Below are 18,570 nucleotides of genomic sequence, written 5' to 3' on the forward strand. Positions count from 1 at the left end.
CCCTCCCGGGAGGGGCCGCCGGAAAAGGTCGGTGGCAGCACCTAGACTTAAGAACACCATGGACTATCTTTTTGATCCGTACTTTTCAACGGCCAAGACCGACTCTGCCAAGGACTCCCCGGCTGCGGACGGCAACGCTGCCGGCGCGGGTAAGGACGCGGGCAAGGACGCCGGCACCGGCTCCGATACCGGGCACGCCGCCGGGCACCCGCGCCAGCAGGCCAAGCCCCGGGTGGATGAGGCCCGCGCCGCGGACCTGCTGCAGGGTCTGAACCCGCAGCAGGAGGAAGCGGTCAAGCACGGCGGCTCACCCCTGTTGATCGTGGCCGGGGCCGGGTCCGGAAAGACCCGGGTGCTCAGCCACCGGATCGCGTACCTGATGGCCACCGGACGCTCCAACCCCGGGCAGATCCTGGCGATTACCTTCACCAACAAGGCCGCTGCCGAAATGCGCGAGCGGATCGAAGCCCTGGTGGGCGGGGTCGCCAAGACCATGTGGATCTCCACCTTCCACTCCTCCTGCGTGCGGATCCTGCGCCGCGAGGCCAAATCCGTGGGCATGAACTCCAACTTCTCGATCTACGACTCTGCGGATTCGCTGCGCCTGATCACCCTGGTGGCGAAGGGCCTGGACCTGGACCCCAAGCGCTTCACGCCCAAAATGATCATGCACAAGATCTCGGCGCTGAAGAACGAACTGATCGACGATGAAACCTTCGCTGCCACAGCCAACCTGTCCGACCCGTTCGAGCAGGCCGTCGCCGACGTGTACCGGGGCTACACCGAGCGCATGCGCTCGGCCAACGCCATGGACTTCGATGACCTGATCGCGCAGACCGTGTACATGTTCCGGGCCTTCCCGGGAGTGGCCGAGTACTACCGCCGCCGGTTCCGCCACATCCTGGTGGACGAGTACCAGGACACCAACCACGCGCAGTATGCCCTGGTGCGCGAACTGGTGGGCGTGCCGGGGGAGGGCAACACCCTGGACATTCCGCCGGCCGAGCTCACCGTGGTGGGCGACTCCGACCAGTCCATCTATGCCTTCCGTGGCGCCGATGTGCGCAACATTAATGACTTCGAAAAGGATTACCCCGCCGCCCGCACCATCCTGCTGGAGCAGAACTACCGCTCCACGCAGACCATCCTGAACGCGGCTAATGCGGTCATCTCCCGCAATCCGAACCGGCCGGAGAAGCGCCTCTGGACGGCCGAGGGCAGCGGCGAAAAGATCATCGGCTATGTCGGCGAAAACGAGCACGACGAAGCGCGGTTCATCGCCGAGGAAATCGACCGCCTGCAGGACGAGGAAAACCTGCGTCCGGGCGACGTGGCGGTCTTTTACCGCACCAACGCCCAGTCGCGTTCCCTGGAAGACGTCCTGGTCCGCGTCGGGCTGCCCTACAAGGTGGTGGGCGGCACCCGGTTCTACGAACGCAAGGAAATCAAGGACGCCCTGGCGTACCTGCGGGTGCTCGTGAACGCCGACGACGTAGTGAACCTGCGCCGGATCCTGAACGAACCCAAGCGCGGCATCGGCGACCGCGCCGAATACTCGGTCGCGGCCCTGGCCGAACGGGAACGGATCTCCTTCATGGCGGCCCTGCGCCGGGCGGAGGAAGCCCCCGGCCTGGCCACCCGCTCGCTGAACGCCGTCAACGGCTTCGTCAAGCTCATCGACGACCTCGCCGAAGTGGCGGCCGGTTCCGGTGCCTCCGCGGCGCTGGAAGCGGTGCTGGAACAGACCGGCTACCTGGCGCAACTGCGGTCCTCCAACGATCCGCAGGACGAGTCCCGGGTGGAGAACCTGGCTGAACTGGTGGCAGTGGTCCGCGAATACGAAAAGGACAATCCCGAGGGCTCCCTGGGGGAGTTCCTGGAGCAGGTCTCCCTGGTCGCCGACGCAGACTCCATCCCCGATGCCCCGGAAGGCTCTGCCGAAGAGGTGGCCGCCGCCGTCGAGGAATCGCGCCAGCAGGGCGTCGTCACGCTGATGACCCTGCACACTGCCAAGGGCCTGGAATTCCCGGTGGTGTTCCTGACCGGGCTGGAGCAGGGACTGTTCCCGCACCAGCGCTCTGCCACCGATCCCGCCGAACTGGCCGAGGAGCGGCGGCTCGCCTATGTGGGCCTGACCCGGGCACGGAAGCGGCTCTACATCACCCGCTCCGAAGTGCGCAGCATGTGGGGACAGAGCCAGTACAACCCGGCCAGCCAGTTCGTGGGAGAGATCCCGCAGGAGCTGATCCAGTGGAAGCGCGAGGGGATGGACCGGCCCACCTGGGGCGGCAGCACCAGTGCCGGCTCCAGCCGGTATGGCGGTTCGCACTGGGGTGCCGGTTCCGGAACGGGTTCCGGCATGGGCGCCGGGGGCAACATTTCCGCCGCCCCGGTGGCCAAGGCCATCGGCCGGGTCCAGCCGCAGAAGGAAGTCATCTCGGTCGGCGTCGGTGACAAGGTCAACCACACCAGCTTCGGCCACGGAACCGTGCTGGCGGTGGAGGGAACCGGCGACAAGACGGTGGCAAAGGTTAAGTTCGACGTCGGCGAGAAGCGGCTGCTGCTGCGCTACGCCCCGCTGACCAAGGAAGCCTAAATATGGCCCCAGGCTGCCTAAATAGCGCAGACGCACTGATTTCTACAAACCATAGAACTGTGCGCTTCGTCACTAAAGGGGTAGTCTGGGGACGGCATTCGGCGCTTAGCGACTAAAGTTCCAGAGGGGCAGACCGGCTTGACGCATCTGCTTCTGCGATCATCTGATCGAATGTAAACCTACTTCGACGTAGAAGGACACTAGCCCGTGGACCTGTTTGAATATCAGGCGCGCGATCTGTTTGAGGCGCACGGTGTACCCGTGCTTGCCGGAATCGTGGCGCACACTCCCGAAGAAGCAAAAGCTGCAGCCGAGAAGATTGGCGGCGTTGTAGTCGTCAAGGCACAGGTCAAGGTTGGTGGCCGAGGCAAGGCCGGCGGCGTTAAGGTCGCCAAGACTGCTGACGAGGCGTTCTCGTACGCCTCCGACATTCTCGGCATGGACATCAAGGGCCATACCGTCAACACCGTGATGATCGCACAGGGTGCCGACATCGCCGAGGAGTTCTACTTCTCCGTACTGCTGGACCGCGCCAACCGCAACTACCTGGCCATGTGCTCGGTGGAAGGCGGCATGGAAATCGAGGTTCTCGCCGTAGAGCGCCCCGACGCCCTGGCCCGCGTAGCCGTTGACCCGGCCGTCGGCATCGACCAGGCCAAGGCCGAAGAGATCGTTGACGCGGCAGGTTTCGCTCCGGAACTGCGCGAAGGCGTTGTCAACGCGATCCTCAAGCTCTGGGACGTCTTCGTGAAGGAAGACGCCACCCTGGTGGAGGTCAACCCGCTGGTCAAGACCGGAGCCGGCGACATCGTTGCCCTCGACGGCAAGGTCTCCCTGGACGAAAACGCAGACTTCCGCCAGCCCGGCCACGCCGCGCTGGAAGACAAGGACGCTGCTGACCCGCTCGAGGCCAAGGCCAAGGCCAACGACCTCAACTACGTCAAGCTTGACGGCCAGGTCGGCATCATCGGCAACGGCGCCGGGCTGGTCATGTCCACGCTCGACGTCGTCGCCTACGCCGGCGAAAAGCACGGCAACGTCAAGCCTGCCAACTTCCTGGACATCGGCGGCGGAGCCTCGGCATCCGTCATGGCCGCGGGCCTGGACGTCATCCTCAACGATGAGCAGGTCAAGTCCGTGTTCGTGAACGTCTTCGGCGGCATCACCGCCTGTGACGCCGTGGCCAACGGCATCGTCAAGGCCCTGGAAATCCTGGGCGACGAAGCCAACAAGCCGCTGGTTGTCCGCCTGGACGGCAACAACGTCGAAGAAGGCCGCCGCATCCTCGCCGAGGCCAACCACCCGCTGGTCACCCTGGCCACCACCATGGACGAAGGCGCCGACAAGGCTGCCGAGCTCGCTTACGCCGCTCGCTGACCCCAGCCTGTCGAACTTCTAGAAAGAGAATCCCCTTATGTCTATCTTTTTGAACAAGGACTCCAAGGTCATCGTTCAGGGCATCACCGGCGGCGAAGGCACCAAGCACACCGCCCTGATGCTCAAGGCCGGAACCCAGGTTGTCGGCGGCGTTAACGCCCGCAAGGCCGGAACCACCGTCGTCCACGGCGACGTGGAACTCCCCGTCTTCGGCACCGTCACCGAGGCCATGGACAAGACCGACGCAGACGTCTCCATCGTCTTCGTGCCGCCGGCCTTCACCAAGGACGCCGTCATGGAAGCGATCGACGCCGGCATCGGCCTCGTCGTCGTTATCACCGAAGGTGTCCCGGTCCAGGATTCCGCCGAGTTCTGGGCCCACGCCCAGTCCAAGGTGGATGCAGACGGCAACCAGGTCACCCGCATCATCGGCCCGAACTGCCCCGGCATCATCACTCCGGGTGAAGCCCTCGTGGGTATCACCCCGAACAACATCACCACCAAGGGCCCGATCGGCTTGGTCTCCAAGTCCGGCACCCTGACCTACCAGATGATGTACGAACTGCGGGACCTGGGCTTCTCCACCGCGATCGGCATCGGCGGCGACCCCGTCATCGGCACCACGCACATCGACGCCCTGGCCGCGTTCGAAGCTGACCCCGAGACCAAGGCCATCGTCATGATCGGTGAAATCGGCGGCGACGCCGAAGAGCGCGCAGCCGAGTTCATCAAGGCCAACGTCACCAAGCCCGTTGTGGGCTATGTTGCCGGCTTCACCGCTCCCGAAGGCAAGACCATGGGCCACGCAGGCGCCATTGTCTCCGGTTCCGCAGGAACCGCACAGGCCAAGAAGGAAGCTCTTGAAGCTGCCGGCGTGAAGGTCGGCAAGACGCCGTCCGAGACCGCCACCCTGCTGCGCGAAGTTTTCGCAGCGCTCTAATACGCACGCATCTGCCCCCGTCGCCCGGAGTTCTTCCGGTCGGCGGGGGTTTTTGTGCGCTTGGTTAATCCGCAGAAAGTACATGATGTCCACAACTCTTTCCCCCGGCGACTCTGCCTACAAGGGCGCTAACCGCCACCGTGGTGCGCTGGGACGCGCCTCCTGGATTGCCACCCTCGGCGGCTTCCTTTTCGGCTATGACACCGGCGTCATCAACGGGGCGCTGCCTTTCATGCAGGTGGACCTGGGGCTCACCCCGTTCACCGAGGGCCTGATCACCTCCAGCCTGCTCTTCGGAGCGGCCTTCGGCGCCCTGGCGGCCGGACAGCTCGCCGACCGCTTCGGCCGCCGCCGGCTGCTCATGGTCCTGGCCGTGGTCTTCCTGGCCGGAGCCCTGGGCACTGCCGTCGCACCGTCCATCGCCGTGATGGTGGTGGCACGCGTGGTGCTGGGCCTGGCCGTGGGTGGCGCCTCCGCCGTCGTGCCGATGTTCCTCTCCGAACTTGCCCCCGCCGCCCGGCGCGGGCAGATGGTGACCCGCGACCAGCTGATGATCGTCACCGGCCAGCTGGCGGCGTTCACCACCAACGCCGTGATCGGCAATGTGTGGGGCGAGGAAAACCATATCTGGCGCTGGATGCTGGCCGTGGCCAGCATTCCCGCAATCGCGCTGTGGATCGGGATAAAGTTTGTGCCCGAGAGCCCGCGCTGGCTCGCGGCACAGGGCCGCTACCCGCAGATGATGGCGGTGCTGCAGAAGATCCGCAGCTCCGAGGACGCCCAGGCGGAGTACGACGACGTGCGCGCGCTGGCCAGCCACGAGACCACCCGCCGTGGTTCCTTCAAGGACTTCGCCGAACCGTGGCTGTTCCGGGTCCTGCTGATCGGCATGGGCATGTCGGTGGTCCAGCAGATCACCGGCGTGAACGCCATCGTCTACTACGGCACGCAGATCCTGGCCGACGCCGGCTTCGGCACCGAAGCCGCGCTGACCGCGAACATCGCCAACGGCATCGTTTCCGTTGCAGCCGCCATCCTGGGCATCTGGCTGCTGGGCAAGGTGGGCCGGCGGCCGATGCTGATCACCGGCCTGATCGGCACCTCCACCACGCTGGCCCTGATCGGCGTCGCCTCGCTCACGCTGGCCGAGGGCACCGCCCGCGGCTTTGTGGTGCTGTCCCTGACCGTGCTGTTCCTGGCCTTCCAGCAGGGTGCCATTTCGCCGGTGACCTGGCTGATCATCGCCGAGGTCTTCCCGCTGCGGGTCCGCGGGCTCGGGATGGGCCTTTCGGTGTTCGTGCAGTGGATGGCGAACTTCGCCGTCGGCTTCTCGTTCCCGATGCTGATGGCCGGGCTGGGCATCTCCAACACGTTCTTTATCTTCGTGGCCCTGGGCGTCTGCGCCATCCTGTTCGTGAGGCGCTTCATGCCCGAGACCCGCGGCAAGTCGCTGGAACAGCTCGAGGCCGAGCTCAAGAACGCCGGCAGCAAGTAGCCCATCAGGCGACACCGGACAAAGAGGGAACCTGCAGCGCCGTTAATGGGGCACGCAGGTTCCCTCTTTTCATTTCCCGTAAAGCCGGTGTTGTTACGGAACGGCCGGATACGCGGCCACAGTGGGCACGGCCACCGTTGCCGTGAAGCTGGCCAGCGCCGTCGCCCTGGGCAGCGCATAGACGGACGTTGCCGGCGTCACCTGCAGCACCAGCCTGGACGAGGGTGTAGCTGTGTAGGAGACCTCCTCCAGCGGGATGGTCAGCGTGTGCTCCCGGCCGTCCAGCACCAGCGGCACCGGAGTGACCTGGTTGCCCAGCACCAGCGAGGCCCGGGACTTGTCGATGAGCTGCGCATAGACGTGCGTGTTGACCTGCCGGGCCGATCCCCGGTAGGTCAGGGTCAGTTGCGGGGCGCCAAACACCGAGGTGGAGACGGCCGGTGCGGTGACCGGTACGTTCAGTGCCGACGGCGCTACCGCGGCGGCGACGACGGCGCCGCTGAGGGCGGCGGGGGAGAGCAACAGTGATCCCTTGCCGGAGCCGGTGAGGGCGCCCGCCGCCTCGGGGTAGCCCGGGGCGCCGCGCGTCACGCCGGCCTGGTCGATGAATTCGAAGGCGGCGCCGGTGTCCACGGGTGCCTTCTGCAGGTATTTCGCGAACCAGTTCAGTACCGCCGGCGTGATCCGGTCCGGTCCGGCCGTGGAGTTGCACAGGCCGTGCCCGCCGCAGAACTGCAGCATCTTGGCGGGGGTGCCGGTGCTGCTGATCAGGTTGAAGTTGCGCGTGGCCTCGTCGAGGGTGAACAGCGTGTCAGCGGTGCCCTGGATGATCAGTGTGGGAGCGGTGATGGAGGTGAACATTTCGTCCGAGGTCAGGGAGCTGAAGTAGGCCACCGACTCGGCGCTGAGCTGGTTCGGATAGGTCAGGCCCTCGCGGCAGGCCTTGCGCACCGGAGCGGACAGAGCGCCCTTGTTGCCGACGAGCGAGCCGAGCTGGCCCAAGGCGGTGCCTTCCGCGCAGAGCAGGGCGCCCCAGCCGGTCTTGAAGGAGCCGGCCTTGTACAGGCTGGACGTCAGGTCATTCCAGGCGATGGTCGGGGTAATGGCGTCCACCCGCTGGTCTTGGGCGGCCAGCACAAACTGGATGCCGCCGCCGTACGATGCACCTGCCATACCCAGGACCGGATCACCCGGCGCGTCCAGCCGTGCTTCGGGCTGGGCGGCAATGAAGTCGATGAGCGCCTCGCCATCCCGGCCCTCGTAGGCGGGGTTGTTGACGTAGGCCTCACCGCCGCTGAGGCCGAAGCCGCGCGGATCCCAGGTCACTACGTTGTAACCGGCGTTCCGCAGCGGAGCGATGCCGATGGAGCCGATCAGCGTGCTCGTGGTGCTGGTGGGGATCCTGCCGCCCGGCACGCCGAAGCCGGGGCCAACCATCACGGTGGGTGCCTGCTGGCCGGCCGCCAGGCCGGTGGCCGGGAAGAAATTGGTATGGATGGGGGTGCCGTCAAAGCTGGTAACGACGACGTCGGTCCGGGACGCCGGAGTGGGTGCAGCTGCGGGTGCCGGTGCGGCGAGGGCGGCGGGTGCTGCCGCCAGGGATGACCCCAGCAGCCCCACGGCAACCGCCACGATGCTTACATGCTTCCTCATAGTGACCTCATTGTCTTGTGCACGAAAAAGGTTACCGGGCGGTAACTTTTCGCACGCTACTGGCGAGTGGGAAGTCACACAAGGGCGGGACGTCAATCGCTTCTCCAACGAAGCAAACCCCCAGATGGCGCTGCGCACCGTGGCCTGGCTCCGGTAGGCTCCGCGGTTCCCCGCGGCTGGCCGGGTTTTCGGGCAGGAAACCCGGGTTTTCGGGCAGGAAAAAGGGATCCCCGGGCGGGCCGGGGATCCCTGCAACAGCTTTTCCGGCCGTCGGGATCCCCCTATCCGGGGATCCCGACGGCGGATCCGGTACTAGCCGCGCGGGCGGGACGTGCCGCCATCGGCATCGCTGCCGGTGTCCCGGGGTCCGGTGACGGCACGGGAGGCGGAGGCCGGGACGGGGGCCGGCGTCCCGACGTCGTGCGCCGTGGTGTCGTGCGCCGTGGTGTCGTGTTCCTGCGTGGCGAGGTCGAAGGTGGAACCGCCGTGTTCGTCCACGCCTGCTGCAATGGCACGCTCCATAACCGACTTGGTCAGCTGGCGGCGCAGCGCCATCGGGTCGCGCCCCAGGTCCTTGGCCAGGGCTATGGTCATCAGCAGCATTACGATCGCGAACGGCAGGGCTGCCACGATGGTGATGCGCTGCAGCGCTGCCAGGGCAGCTGAAGGATCGTCGTTTCCTCCGGCCAGGAGCATCACCGCTGCCACGGCGCCGGTCAGCACGCCCCAGAAGATGATGACGCCGCGCGCCGGCTTTTCCGAGCCGTTGGAGCTCAGCGAAGCCATGACCAGGGAGGCGGAGTCGGCTCCGGTGACGAAGAAGATTCCCACCAGGACCATGGCCAGGATACCGACGGCCGCGGCAATCAGGTTCGGCATGGGCAGCAGGGCAAAGAGCTCAAAGAGGGCGGCGTCCGAGCCTGCAGATGCCACCAGGGCGTCCGCCTCGCCTGGCGCGGCGGTTTGCTGCGTGCCGATGGCGGCGCCCCCGAAGATGGAGAGCCACAGCACGGTGACGACGAACGGAACCAGCAGGACTCCGGTCACGAACTGGCGAATGGTCCGGCCCCGGCTGATGCGTGCGATGAACATACCGACGAAGGGCGTCCAGGACAGCCACCAGGCCCAGTAGAAAATGGTCCAGCTGGAAAGCCATTCCCGCATCGATGCGTCACCGACGGCCTCCGTGCGGGAGGCCATCTCAGCCATGTTGCCGGCGTAGTCGGCAATCGCGGAGGGAATCACGTTGAGGATAAACAGGGTGGGTCCGGCGATGAAGACGATGACCGCCAGGAGCAGCGCGAGGCCCATGTTGATGTTGGAGAGCCACTGGATGCCCTTGGAGATGCCGGACATGGCGGAGGCCACGAAGCAGGCGGTCAGGATCGCGACGATGCCCACCAGGATGGGGGTGCCGACGGTGCCGATCCAACCGGTCGATTCCAGGCCGCTGCCGATTTGGAGCGCGCCCAGTCCCAGCGAGGCAGCGGTGCCGAACAGGGTGGCGAAGATCGAGAAGATATTCAGCACCTTCCCCAGCGGGCCGTCGACGCGTGCCCTGCCGAACAGGGAGGTGAAAGCCGAGGAGATCATCTGCTTGCGGCCCAGGCGGTAGGTGCCGTAGGCCATGGCGATGCCGACGATCGCGTACATGGCCCAGGGGTGCAGGCCCCAGTGGAAGACCGACGTGGCCATGGCGGTGCGCAGAGCTTCCGGGGTCTGGCCGTCCACGGTTCCCGGAGGCGGGGAGACGTAGTGGAAGAGCGGTTCGGCCACGCCGTAGAACATCAGGCCGATGCCCATGCCGGCGGCGAACATCATGGAAATCCAGGACAGGGTCTTGAACTCCGGTTCCTCGTCGTCCTTGCCGAGCGGAATGTTGCCGAATCGGCCCAGTGCGAGCCACAGGACGTAGACCACGAAGAAGGATGCCAGCAGGACGAACATCCAGCCGGTGTTTTCCATGATCCAGTCCAGTGCCGTCTGCGAGGACGTTGCCAGGGAATCACGGCCCAAGAGGCCCCAGAGGATGAAGGCAATGGCCAGCGCGCCGGTGATCCCGAAGATGACCTTGTCCAGCCTGGCCGGGGTTTCGGTGCTGCGGGCCACCTCGTGTGCGTGTTCGGTCTCCCGGAGCTGCTGCAGCAGTTCCTGGTCCGGGTTGGTGTCCGGTTCGGCTGCCAGTGTTGCGTCGGGATTCGGCTCCGCAGCTGCGGGACGTTCGGTCATGTTAGCCATAGGCCCTTCCTTGAATTAACGGAAAGAATGCCCGGCTCCCTGTGGGGAGCCATCGGGCGGGCTCAGATAAGGCTGCTGGGTCCCGGGTTTCGCAGGTCTGTGTACTTGTACTCTGCGGGCATGGCTCTACCGGGTACTGAAAGCGACGCTGCCCCTCTTTGCGTTTCTTCCGTACCTGCTTCGATGATGCGTAGTCATAATCAGAGTTTCCCGGCCCGGGGCTGCAGTCAAATTTAGCGCCCGCGGTGAAAGGGGCCCCAAGTGCCTACTTCCCTTTACCTGCAAGGAGTTGGTTCCCGGCGGCGTGGGGGAACACACAGGGGTTAGTGGCCGAAGACATCCGAATCGGAAATCTGCTCGTCGCCTTCCAGTCCGTCCAGGGCAGCCATGTCCGCAGGCTCGAGTTCGATATCGAAGATGTCCAGGTTCTGCGCCATCCGTGCCGGATTCCCGGACTTGGGGATGGTGACGACTCCGGATTGGATGTCCCAGCGCAGCACGATCTGGGCCGGCGTCTTGCCGTACTTGCCGGCGAGGCCCTGGATTACGGGATCGCTGAGCAGCTTCCCGCCCCTGCCCAGCGGACTCCAGGCTTCGGTCACGATGCCCAGGCCGGCGTTGGCGCGCCGCACGTCCCGGCGCGGATGATAGGGATCGAGCTGGACCTGGTTGATCTCGGGAACCAGTCCGGCCCCGCGCAGTTTCTGCAGATGGGCCGGCTTGAAATTGGACACTCCCACGGCGCGCACCAATCCGTCGTCCTGCACCGCGCGCAACCCGCGAAAAGCCTCCACATAGCGGTCCTGGCCCGGATTGGGCCAGTGAATGAGCAGCAGGTCGATGTAGTCAGTGCCCAGGCGCTGCAGGGACGCCTCCGCGGTCTGCCGGACGCCGTCGACGCTGTGCCATTCCTTGTTGAATTTCGTGGTGATGAACGCTTCGCTCCGGTCCAGGCCGCTGCGGCGCAGGCCTTCGCCGACGCCGCGTTCATTGCGGTAGTTTTCGGCGGTGTCGAAGTGCCGGTATCCCAGGGAGACCGCGGTCTCGACGGCGCTGGCGGCGCCGTCGTCGTCCAGGGGCCAGGTGCCCAGCCCCAGCTGCGGGATGAGGGTTCCGCTGCGCAGCCGCAGCAGGGGAGGTGCGATGCTCATGGCTGTCCTGACTCGGTGACCGGCTGGGTTTCCTGCCTCCGAATCTAGGCGACAGGGTTGCCTGTTGGACAGTGGTACCTAGGCGACGGTCGTTCCGAACAGCATCCCCAGCAGGTAGGTCGCTGCCGCGGCGCCCAGCCCGATGCCCAGCTGGCGCAGCCCGCGCTTGAGGGGGGAGGCTCCGGAGAGCAGGCCGACGACGCCGCCGGTCATCAGCAGCGCAAGCCCCACCAGGACGCAGGAGACGACGACGGCGGTCAGGCCGGTGAGCCCGAAAAGGTACGGCAGGATCGGGACGACGGCGCCGGAGGCGAAGAAGCAGAAGCTGGAGATGGCGGCGCCCAGGCCGGTGCCCACCGATTCATGCTCATCGACGCCCTCGACGGCGGCTTCCGGGTTCAGTGAATAGCTCGGGTCGCAGTCACACGTGAACAGTCCCATCCGTTCGGCGGCACGGTGTTCTGCCGCTTCCCGGGACATCCCGCGGGCCCGGTAGACCAGTACCAGCTCATTGGCGTCGATATCGAGGGACTTCGCGGCCGCCAGGGTGATCTGGGTGGGACGGGACGCCTCCAACAGCTCCCGCTGGGAGCGCACAGACACGTATTCCCCGGCGCCCATGGACAGTGCACCGGCGAGCAGCCCGGCCAGGCCGCTGAATAGGATGAAGCCGCTGGAAACGCCGGTGGCACCGATGCCCATGATCAGGGCCAGGTTCGAGACCAGTCCGTCGTTCGCGCCGAACACTGCGGCGCGGAAGTTCCCGGAGAGCCGATTCCTGCCCCGGGTCGCCAGTCCGCGTACAACTTCCTCATGGATCTGCTCGTCCGCAGCCATGGCATTGGTCGCATTGGGGTCCTGCGCGTAGGGGGAGCGGCCTTCGGCGCGCTGGGCCAGGGCGAGGACGAAGACGGAGCCGAAGCGCCGGGCCAGGAAGCCGAGCAGCCGGTTGCGCAGCGAGGCTTTGGTCCTGCCGATGCCCTGCTCCCCGAGCAAGGCCCGCCAGTGGGCTTCATGGCGCCCTTCCGCCTCGGCGAGGGCGAGCAGGATGTCGCGTTCCTCGCCGTCCCGGCGTTCGGCCAGGTAACGGTAGGTGTCGGCCTCCGCGCGCTCGTCGGCAAGATACTGCCGCCAGCGCTTAATGTCCGCCGAAGACGGCGGCTCCGGAACGTCGGACCGGTCGGCTGCAGGGTGGGTGTTCACAATGCTCCTGGTACGGGACCGGAGCGGGGTTGGGAGGCTCCGGTCAGATGACAAACTGACCGAAGGTCTCGCTCGCCCGTGACGCGCACCTGCGTTCAGCGCTGTGCGTGTGGGTGGAATGCCGGGCCGCGCGGCGGCGGCCAGTATGTCGACAGACCTCGGTCCTCTTCCGCAGTGCGTGGCCGCCAAGAAGCGTTCACTAATATGGATCTGCGGGAGGACCGGAGCTACTCCCCTTCGACCTATCAGTGTAGCGGAGACCATCGTGCAACCGGAGGAAGGCAGCATGCAGCCAAGAGCGGACGGGTTTGCAGTCCCTGGACCAAGCGGGGCGCGGACGGCGGGGCGCCGTTCAGCGGCTAAAGTCGAGAATGTGAGTACTAACGCACCGACAAATCCGGCCGAGCAGCCCCGCCCCTGGACGCGCCACTATGGCAAGGGAGTGCCCGCAGATCCGCGTCTTCCCGATGGTTCCCTGGTGGACCTGGTGGAGGAATCCATTGGAAAGTTCGGGTCAAAACCTGCGCTCCAGTTCTTTGGAGCTGTCACCGATTATCAAGCTCTTGGCGAACAGATCCGCCGCGCCGCCACCGGCCTGAAAAAGCTGGGCGTGAAAAAGGGCGACCGGGTCGCGCTGGTGCTGCCGAACTGCCCGCAGCACATTGTCGCCTTCTATGCGGTCCTGCGGCTGGGCGCCGTCGTCGTCGAACACAACCCGCTGTACACGGACCGGGAACTGCGCCACCAGTTTGAGGACCACGGCGCTACCGTGGCCGTGGTGTGGGACAAGGTGGCTGACACGCTGCAGGCGCTGCCGGCGGACATCCCGCTGCACACCATCATCTCGGTGAACCTGATCGATGCGATGCCGCTGGGCAACCGCCTGGCGCTGAAGCTGCCGCTGCCCGCCGTCCGCAGGACCCGTGCCTCCCTGACCGTCTCACGGTCCCCGCGCAAGGGCCTGCGCGCTGTGCTCCCCTGGAAGAAGCTGCTCGACAACCGGCCGCTGCGGCGCCGGCACCCCCGGCCTGAGGCGTCGGACCTCGCCGTGATCCAGTACACCAGCGGGACCACCGGGCTGCCCAAGGGCGTCATGCTCAGCCACGCCAACCTGGTGGCCAACGCCGCGCAGGGACGCGCGTGGGTGCCCGGACTGCGCCCGGGCAAGGAAACCTTCTATGCCGTGCTGCCGATGTTTCATGCCTATGGCCTGACGCTGTGCCTGACCTTCGCGATGAGCCTGGGCGCACGGCTGGTGTTGTTCCCGAAATTCGATCCGGACCTGGTGCTCAAGGCCGTGAAGAAGACGCCGCCGACTTTCCTGCCTGCCGTGCCGCCGATTTATGACCGGATTGTGGACGGCGCCAAGAAGCAGGGCGTCTCGCTGAAGGGCGTGCGCTTTGCCATCTCGGGCGCCATGAACCTGCCCACCGCCACGGTGAGCGCCTGGGAGGAAGCCACCGGCGGTTACCTGATCGAGGGCTACGGGCTGACCGAAACCTCGCCGGTGGCCATCGGTAATCCGATGGGTCCCACCCGCAAGCCCGGAACGGTGGGTGTTCCGTTCCCGCTGACCGACATCCGGGTGGTGGATCCGGAGAACCCGGGCATCGACCGGGCACAGGGAGAGCAGGGTGAACTGCTGATCCGCGGCCCCCAGGTGTTCCAGGGGTACTGGAACAAGCCGGCCGAGACCAAAGCGGTACTGCTCGACGGCGGCTGGTTCCGTACCGGGGACATCGTGACCGTCGACGAGGACCACTTCGTCACGATCCAGGACCGGATCAAGGAACTGATCATCACCGGCGGCTTCAACGTCTCCCCGTCCGAGGTGGAGGAAGCGCTCAAGCGCCATGAGAGTGTCGCGGAGGCCGCCGTCGTCGGCATCGGGAAGGAAGGCGGCGGCGAAGACGTGGTGGCCGCGGTGGTCCTGAAAAAGGACGCGGACTTTGATGCCGAGGACATCCGCCAGTACGTCCGGCGGGAACTGGCCGCGTACAAGGTGCCCCGCCGGATTGTGCAGATTCCGGACCTGCCGCGCTCGCTGATCGGCAAGGTCATGCGCCGGCACGTACGCGACCATATTGAAGGACCCGCTCCGGCCACGCCGGCCGAGACCGCCGGGGTCGCCGGAACGGCTGACACCGCAACACCCCACAGCAAGTCCTAGAACCCGTTCAGCCAACAGGAAGATCAGGCCATGCCCCGAACACCGACTCCCCAGCAGGGCGCGGATTCCCCACAACGCTATTGGAGCGGGACACTGGGCCACGCCGGCCAGCGCTCGGCACAGATCCTGCTGGTGCTCATCCTGGCGGCGGTAACCGTCTACGGGCTGCTGCAGATCACCCTCGTGGTGATTCCGGTGCTGCTGGCGCTGATCCTGGCGGCGGCCATTGCCCCGTTTGTGAACTGGCTTCGGCGCAAGGGCTGGCCGAGTGCGCTGGCCACCGGGGTGTCCTTCCTGCTGCTGCTGGCAGCCTTCGGCGGACTGATCACCGGCATTATCTTCGCCATCCGCAGCGAGTGGAGCTCGCTGGTGGACCAGGCAGTGGAGGGCTTCAACGAGCTGTACCGCCTGCTTAAAGACAGCCCGATCCCGATGGACAGCGACACCATAGAGAACGCCCGCGACGCCGCCATTGGCTTTGCCACCAGCTCGACGGCCGGCAGCGGAGCCCTGGCGGGTATCGGGGCTGCCACGAACTTTGTCACCGGGTTCCTGCTGATGGCTGTTGTGCTGTTCTACTTCCTCAAGGACGGCGACAAGATCTGGGCGTTCTTCCTGCGCTGGTTCCACGGCGAGCGTCTGGAAAAGGCCCGCCTGTCCGGCGCCCGAGCCATGGAGGTGCTGGGCGGCTACGTGCGCGGAACCGCGATCGTTGCGGCCGTGGACTCGATCTGCATCGGGGCTGCCCTGTTCATCCTGCAGGTGCCGCTGGCCCTGCCGCTGTCCGTGATCATCTTTGTCGGTTCCTTCATTCCCCTCGTTGGCGCCACGGCCGCCGGGGTTCTGGCGGCCCTGATCGCCCTGGTGGCAAACGGCCCGCTGGTGGCCCTGATCGTGGTGATCGTGATCATCGCCGTCAACCAGCTGGAAGGGAACTTCCTGCAGCCGGTGGTGATGGGCCGCACGCTGAGCATCCACGCCCTGGTCATCCTGCTGGCGCTGACCGCCGGCACCATCCTGGCCGGCATCGTCGGGGCCATCCTCTCGGTGCCGATTGCCGCCGTCTCGTGGGCGATCATCAAGGTCTGGACCGGTGAGGACGACGGCGACCCCGACGACGTCGCCGAGCTCCCTGAATCCGAGGACTCCGAGGCCGCTGACGCCGCCTCCGGGGCCGCCGGGACTCGCAGCGGGGACGCCGGGGCGGGCGAGGGGAAGGCCTAAGGCCTAAGGCCTGATAGGCGAGGGCCGAGGCTGCCAGCCCGTAGTAGATGGGCTCGTTGGCATACACCCCGTCGTAGGAGGCGGACTGCGCGCGTCAAAGGCTGCCCACTGTGCGGCCGGTTTGGCGGCGCTCGATATGCTCGACAAATGGCAGCCTGCGACTCCGCGACAGGGACGCCGGACACGAGAGGACACAATCCGTCATGAAGGCCTTGCCTGTAGAGCCCTCGAACTCGCCGGTTGCCATCGGCCCGAGGATCCGGCTGGCACGTCAGGCCCGCCGGATGACCATTGAGCAGGTGGCTGATGCCACCGGGCTCACCAAGGGGTTCCTCAGCCGGGTGGAGCGGGACCTGACCTCGCCCTCGGTCGCATCCCTGCTCACTCTGTGCCAGGTGCTCTCGATCTCCATTGGTGATCTGTTTACTGCCCCGGATACCCAGCTGATCCGCTGGGTCGATGCCCCCGCCATCAATCTGGGCGGCAATGGAATCACCGAGCGGCTGGCCACGCCGCGGACCGAGCGTCGCGTGCAGCAGATCCGGGCAGTGATCGCCCCGCACGGCTCGGGTGAGGCGGAGCTTTACTCAGTGGACTGCGACGTCGAGGTGCTGCATGTGGCCCAGGGCAGCTTTGTGCTGATTTTCGACGGCGAAACCATGGAACTAACCGAGGGCGACACCGTGACATTCCCCGGCCAGGAGCCGCACTCGTGGCGCAACCCCGGCGACGCCGAGGCAGTGGTGCTCTGGACGCTGGTCAGTCCCGCGGCCAGCTGACCTGGAGAGTTATACCTGGGCCGCGGCGCCGGTGTCGGACGCAACCTCTGCCGCGGCCGGCGTCGTCAGCCGGGTGAGGTAGTCGATGGCGCCGCTGAGGTCGGTTCCCTCGGAGCGGAACCCGATGTAACCGTCCGGGCGGACCAGCAGCAGCTCGGGCCGCCGGACGCTGAGCCCCAGCCGGTCGAAGGCCAGGCCGCTGACGTCCTGGATCTCGTTGGTGCTGGGTGCGGCCAGCCGGCTGCCCACATTCAACCGCCGCACGCTCAGCCACGGCGCAAGCCGGCCCAGGGCGTTGTGAAGCTGGAGCTGGGTGTCTGCGGGCCATCCCGGACCGCAGAGCAGGATTTGGAAGCCGGGGGTGGCCAGCAGCTCCTGCAGGCGGATTTCCCGCCCGTCCTCCCGGACCACCGCATCGGGCAGCCGGTCACCGGCTTTCGGTCCGGCGCTGAGGAAGGCCGGCAGCCGGCTGTCTCCGGTGGCCACCATGCCGGACTTGCGGTACTGGATGTCAAGCTGCGACACAGCGCGGAACAGGCGGGTGCGCAGGGCCTTCGATCCGGAAGCCTTGGGCGCCAGCGCCGGCAGCAGTTTGGTACGCGGGAGCTTGAACAGGCCGCTGTGGCTGGAGGCGAGCTTGAAGAGGCGGTCGGTGAAGGCCAGGACCTCGCGGCCCACCGGCCGGCGTTCGGCGTCGTAACTGTCCACCAGTTCCTCGGAGGCCAGTCCGCGGGCCCCCAGGGCCAGTTTCCAGCCCAGGTTCAGGGCGTCTTGGATGCCGGTATTCATGCCTTGGGCAGCCACGGGGGAGTGGACGTGCGCGGCATCTCCGGCCAGGAATACGGAGCCGTTCTGGAAGTACTCGGCAATCTGGTGCGAGAGCTTGAAGGAACTGGTCCACTGCGGATCGTGCAGCTTGACGGTCCCGCCGGTGAATCGGTCGGCTATGCCCTGCAGTGATTCCAGCGTCACTGCCGACTGGTCACCGCGCTCCTTCATGCCAATCATCCGCCAGGCTGCCGGGCTACCCAGCGGGAAAAGCAGAAGGAAGCCGTCATCGTTGAGGTAGGAGTGGACCACGCCCGGCTCCACGCCGTCGGCCTCCAGGTCGGCGAGCACGTAGCTGCCGGGGTAGTCGCTGCCGCGCCAGTCCATGCCCGCCTTGGAACGGACCGTGCTGTGCGCGCCGTCGGCGCCAACCACGTAGCGGGCCCTGACCCGGTCGATGCCGCGGTCCATGCGCAGGACCTTGGCCTCAACTCCGGCGAAGGGATCCTCCGGGTCCAGCCGCTCCAGCTCCTGGAGTTCGACGCCGCGCTCCACGCGGATCCCCCGACCCCCCAGATAGGAGACCAGTGCCTGTTCGGTCCGGGCCTGGGAGAGGAAAAGCAGGTGTGGAAATTCCGAGTCCTCGATGCCCGTGTCGGACAGGTCCACCGGGATGGTCTGCTCGGGCAGGTGCAGCTGGAGGGCGCGGGCCGGGCGGCCTGCGCCGGACAGCTCGGTGCTGATGCCGAACGGACGGAGCGCTTCCAGGGTCCGCGGCTGAAGAGCCAGCGCGCGGGACTCCGCCGGTCGCTGCAGCTGCCGGTCGATGATGCGGAAACTGGTGCCAAAACTGGCCAGCTGGGCCGCCAGGGCCAGCCCTGTGGGCCCTGCCCCCACGATCAGGACATCGACGTCGTAGTTACTGTCCGCACTGTGCTGTTGAGCCGCCATAGACACAGCCTAGTCTTGACGTGAA

General features: G+C 66.4%; 12 protein-coding genes. 7 read left to right on the forward strand and 5 right to left on the reverse strand.

Annotated elements, in window-relative coordinates:
- Positions 1-58 precede the first annotated feature (58 nt).
- The 4 genes from pcrA to KKR91_RS02980 all read left to right on the forward strand — a co-directional run bounded on the left by pcrA (position 59) and on the right by KKR91_RS02980 (position 6,408).
- Positions 59-2,596: a DNA helicase PcrA gene (pcrA, locus tag KKR91_RS02965; protein WP_237687463.1), complete on the forward strand. Its 2,538-nt coding sequence runs from the start codon at positions 59-61 to the stop codon at positions 2,594-2,596.
- Between the two features lie 207 nt (positions 2,597-2,803).
- Positions 2,804-3,973, forward strand: a complete 1,170-nt coding sequence (sucC, locus tag KKR91_RS02970) for an ADP-forming succinate--CoA ligase subunit beta (RefSeq protein WP_210231693.1) — start codon at positions 2,804-2,806, stop codon at positions 3,971-3,973.
- A 37-nt stretch (positions 3,974-4,010) separates the two neighbouring features.
- Positions 4,011-4,913: a succinate--CoA ligase subunit alpha gene (gene sucD, locus KKR91_RS02975; protein ID WP_210231692.1), complete on the forward strand. Its 903-nt coding sequence runs from the start codon at positions 4,011-4,013 to the stop codon at positions 4,911-4,913.
- Between the two features lie 85 nt (positions 4,914-4,998).
- On the forward strand, positions 4,999-6,408 hold the full coding sequence (locus tag KKR91_RS02980) for a sugar porter family MFS transporter (RefSeq protein WP_210231691.1): 1,410 nt from the start codon (positions 4,999-5,001) through the stop codon (positions 6,406-6,408).
- Positions 6,409-6,501: 93 nt separating this feature from the next.
- Here the strand turns inward: KKR91_RS02980 and KKR91_RS02985 are convergent, their stop codons facing one another.
- The 4 genes from KKR91_RS02985 to KKR91_RS03000 form a co-directional block, all read right to left on the reverse strand.
- Positions 6,502-8,061 (reverse strand): alpha/beta hydrolase family protein, encoded by a 1,560-nt coding sequence (locus KKR91_RS02985; RefSeq protein WP_210231690.1) that lies wholly within the window; start codon positions 8,059-8,061, stop codon positions 6,502-6,504.
- A 312-nt stretch (positions 8,062-8,373) separates the two neighbouring features.
- On the reverse strand, positions 8,374-10,290 hold the full coding sequence (locus KKR91_RS02990) for a BCCT family transporter (protein ID WP_237687568.1): 1,917 nt from the start codon (positions 10,288-10,290) through the stop codon (positions 8,374-8,376).
- A gap of 332 nt (positions 10,291-10,622) precedes the next feature.
- Positions 10,623-11,450 carry an aldo/keto reductase gene (locus KKR91_RS02995; protein WP_210231688.1) on the reverse strand — a complete coding sequence of 276 codons (828 nt, stop codon included), beginning with the start codon at positions 11,448-11,450 and terminating at the stop codon, positions 10,623-10,625.
- 78 nt (positions 11,451-11,528) lie between these two features.
- Positions 11,529-12,653, reverse strand: a complete 1,125-nt coding sequence (locus tag KKR91_RS03000; protein ID WP_237687464.1) for a VIT1/CCC1 transporter family protein — start codon at positions 12,651-12,653, stop codon at positions 11,529-11,531.
- A 373-nt stretch (positions 12,654-13,026) separates the two neighbouring features.
- Between KKR91_RS03000 and KKR91_RS03005 the strand changes: the two genes are divergently transcribed.
- From KKR91_RS03005 to KKR91_RS03015, 3 genes are all read left to right on the forward strand, one after another.
- Complete coding sequence (locus KKR91_RS03005) at positions 13,027-14,823, forward strand: long-chain-fatty-acid--CoA ligase (RefSeq protein ID WP_273544909.1); 1,797 nt, start codon at positions 13,027-13,029, stop codon at positions 14,821-14,823.
- 30 nt (positions 14,824-14,853) lie between these two features.
- Entirely contained in the window at positions 14,854-16,047 is a 1,194-nt protein-coding gene (locus KKR91_RS03010) for an AI-2E family transporter (RefSeq protein WP_210231685.1), read from the forward strand.
- A gap of 203 nt (positions 16,048-16,250) precedes the next feature.
- A complete protein-coding gene (locus KKR91_RS03015; protein ID WP_210231684.1) occupies positions 16,251-16,826 on the forward strand; it encodes a helix-turn-helix domain-containing protein in 576 nt (191 codons plus the stop codon).
- A 9-nt stretch (positions 16,827-16,835) separates the two neighbouring features.
- Here KKR91_RS03015 and KKR91_RS03020 read toward each other — a convergent pair whose 3' ends face one another.
- On the reverse strand, positions 16,836-18,545 hold the full coding sequence (locus tag KKR91_RS03020) for an FAD-dependent monooxygenase (RefSeq protein WP_210231683.1): 1,710 nt from the start codon (positions 18,543-18,545) through the stop codon (positions 16,836-16,838).
- Positions 18,546-18,570: the final 25 nt, after the last annotated feature.

Source organism: Arthrobacter jiangjiafuii (assembly GCF_018622995.1).
Lineage (GTDB): Bacteria > Actinomycetota > Actinomycetes > Actinomycetales > Micrococcaceae > Arthrobacter_B > Arthrobacter_B jiangjiafuii.

Coding starts and splice junctions, on each gene's coding strand:
- pcrA (WP_237687463.1), top strand. CDS start 59: ATGGACTATCTTTTTGATCCGTACTTTTCAACGGCCAAGACCGACTCT.
- sucD (WP_210231692.1), top strand. CDS start 4,011: ATGTCTATCTTTTTGAACAAGGACTCCAAGGTCATCGTTCAGGGCATC.
- KKR91_RS02980 (WP_210231691.1), top strand. CDS start 4,999: ATGTCCACAACTCTTTCCCCCGGCGACTCTGCCTACAAGGGCGCTAAC.
- KKR91_RS02985 (WP_210231690.1), bottom strand. CDS start 8,061: ATGAGGAAGCATGTAAGCATCGTGGCGGTTGCCGTGGGGCTGCTGGGG.
- KKR91_RS02990 (WP_237687568.1), bottom strand. CDS start 10,290: ATGACCGAACGTCCCGCAGCTGCGGAGCCGAATCCCGACGCAACACTG.
- KKR91_RS02995 (WP_210231688.1), bottom strand. CDS start 11,450: ATGAGCATCGCACCTCCCCTGCTGCGGCTGCGCAGCGGAACCCTCATC.
- KKR91_RS03010 (WP_210231685.1), top strand. CDS start 14,854: ATGCCCCGAACACCGACTCCCCAGCAGGGCGCGGATTCCCCACAACGC.
- KKR91_RS03015 (WP_210231684.1), top strand. CDS start 16,251: ATGAAGGCCTTGCCTGTAGAGCCCTCGAACTCGCCGGTTGCCATCGGC.
- KKR91_RS03020 (WP_210231683.1), bottom strand. CDS start 18,545: ATGGCGGCTCAACAGCACAGTGCGGACAGTAACTACGACGTCGATGTC.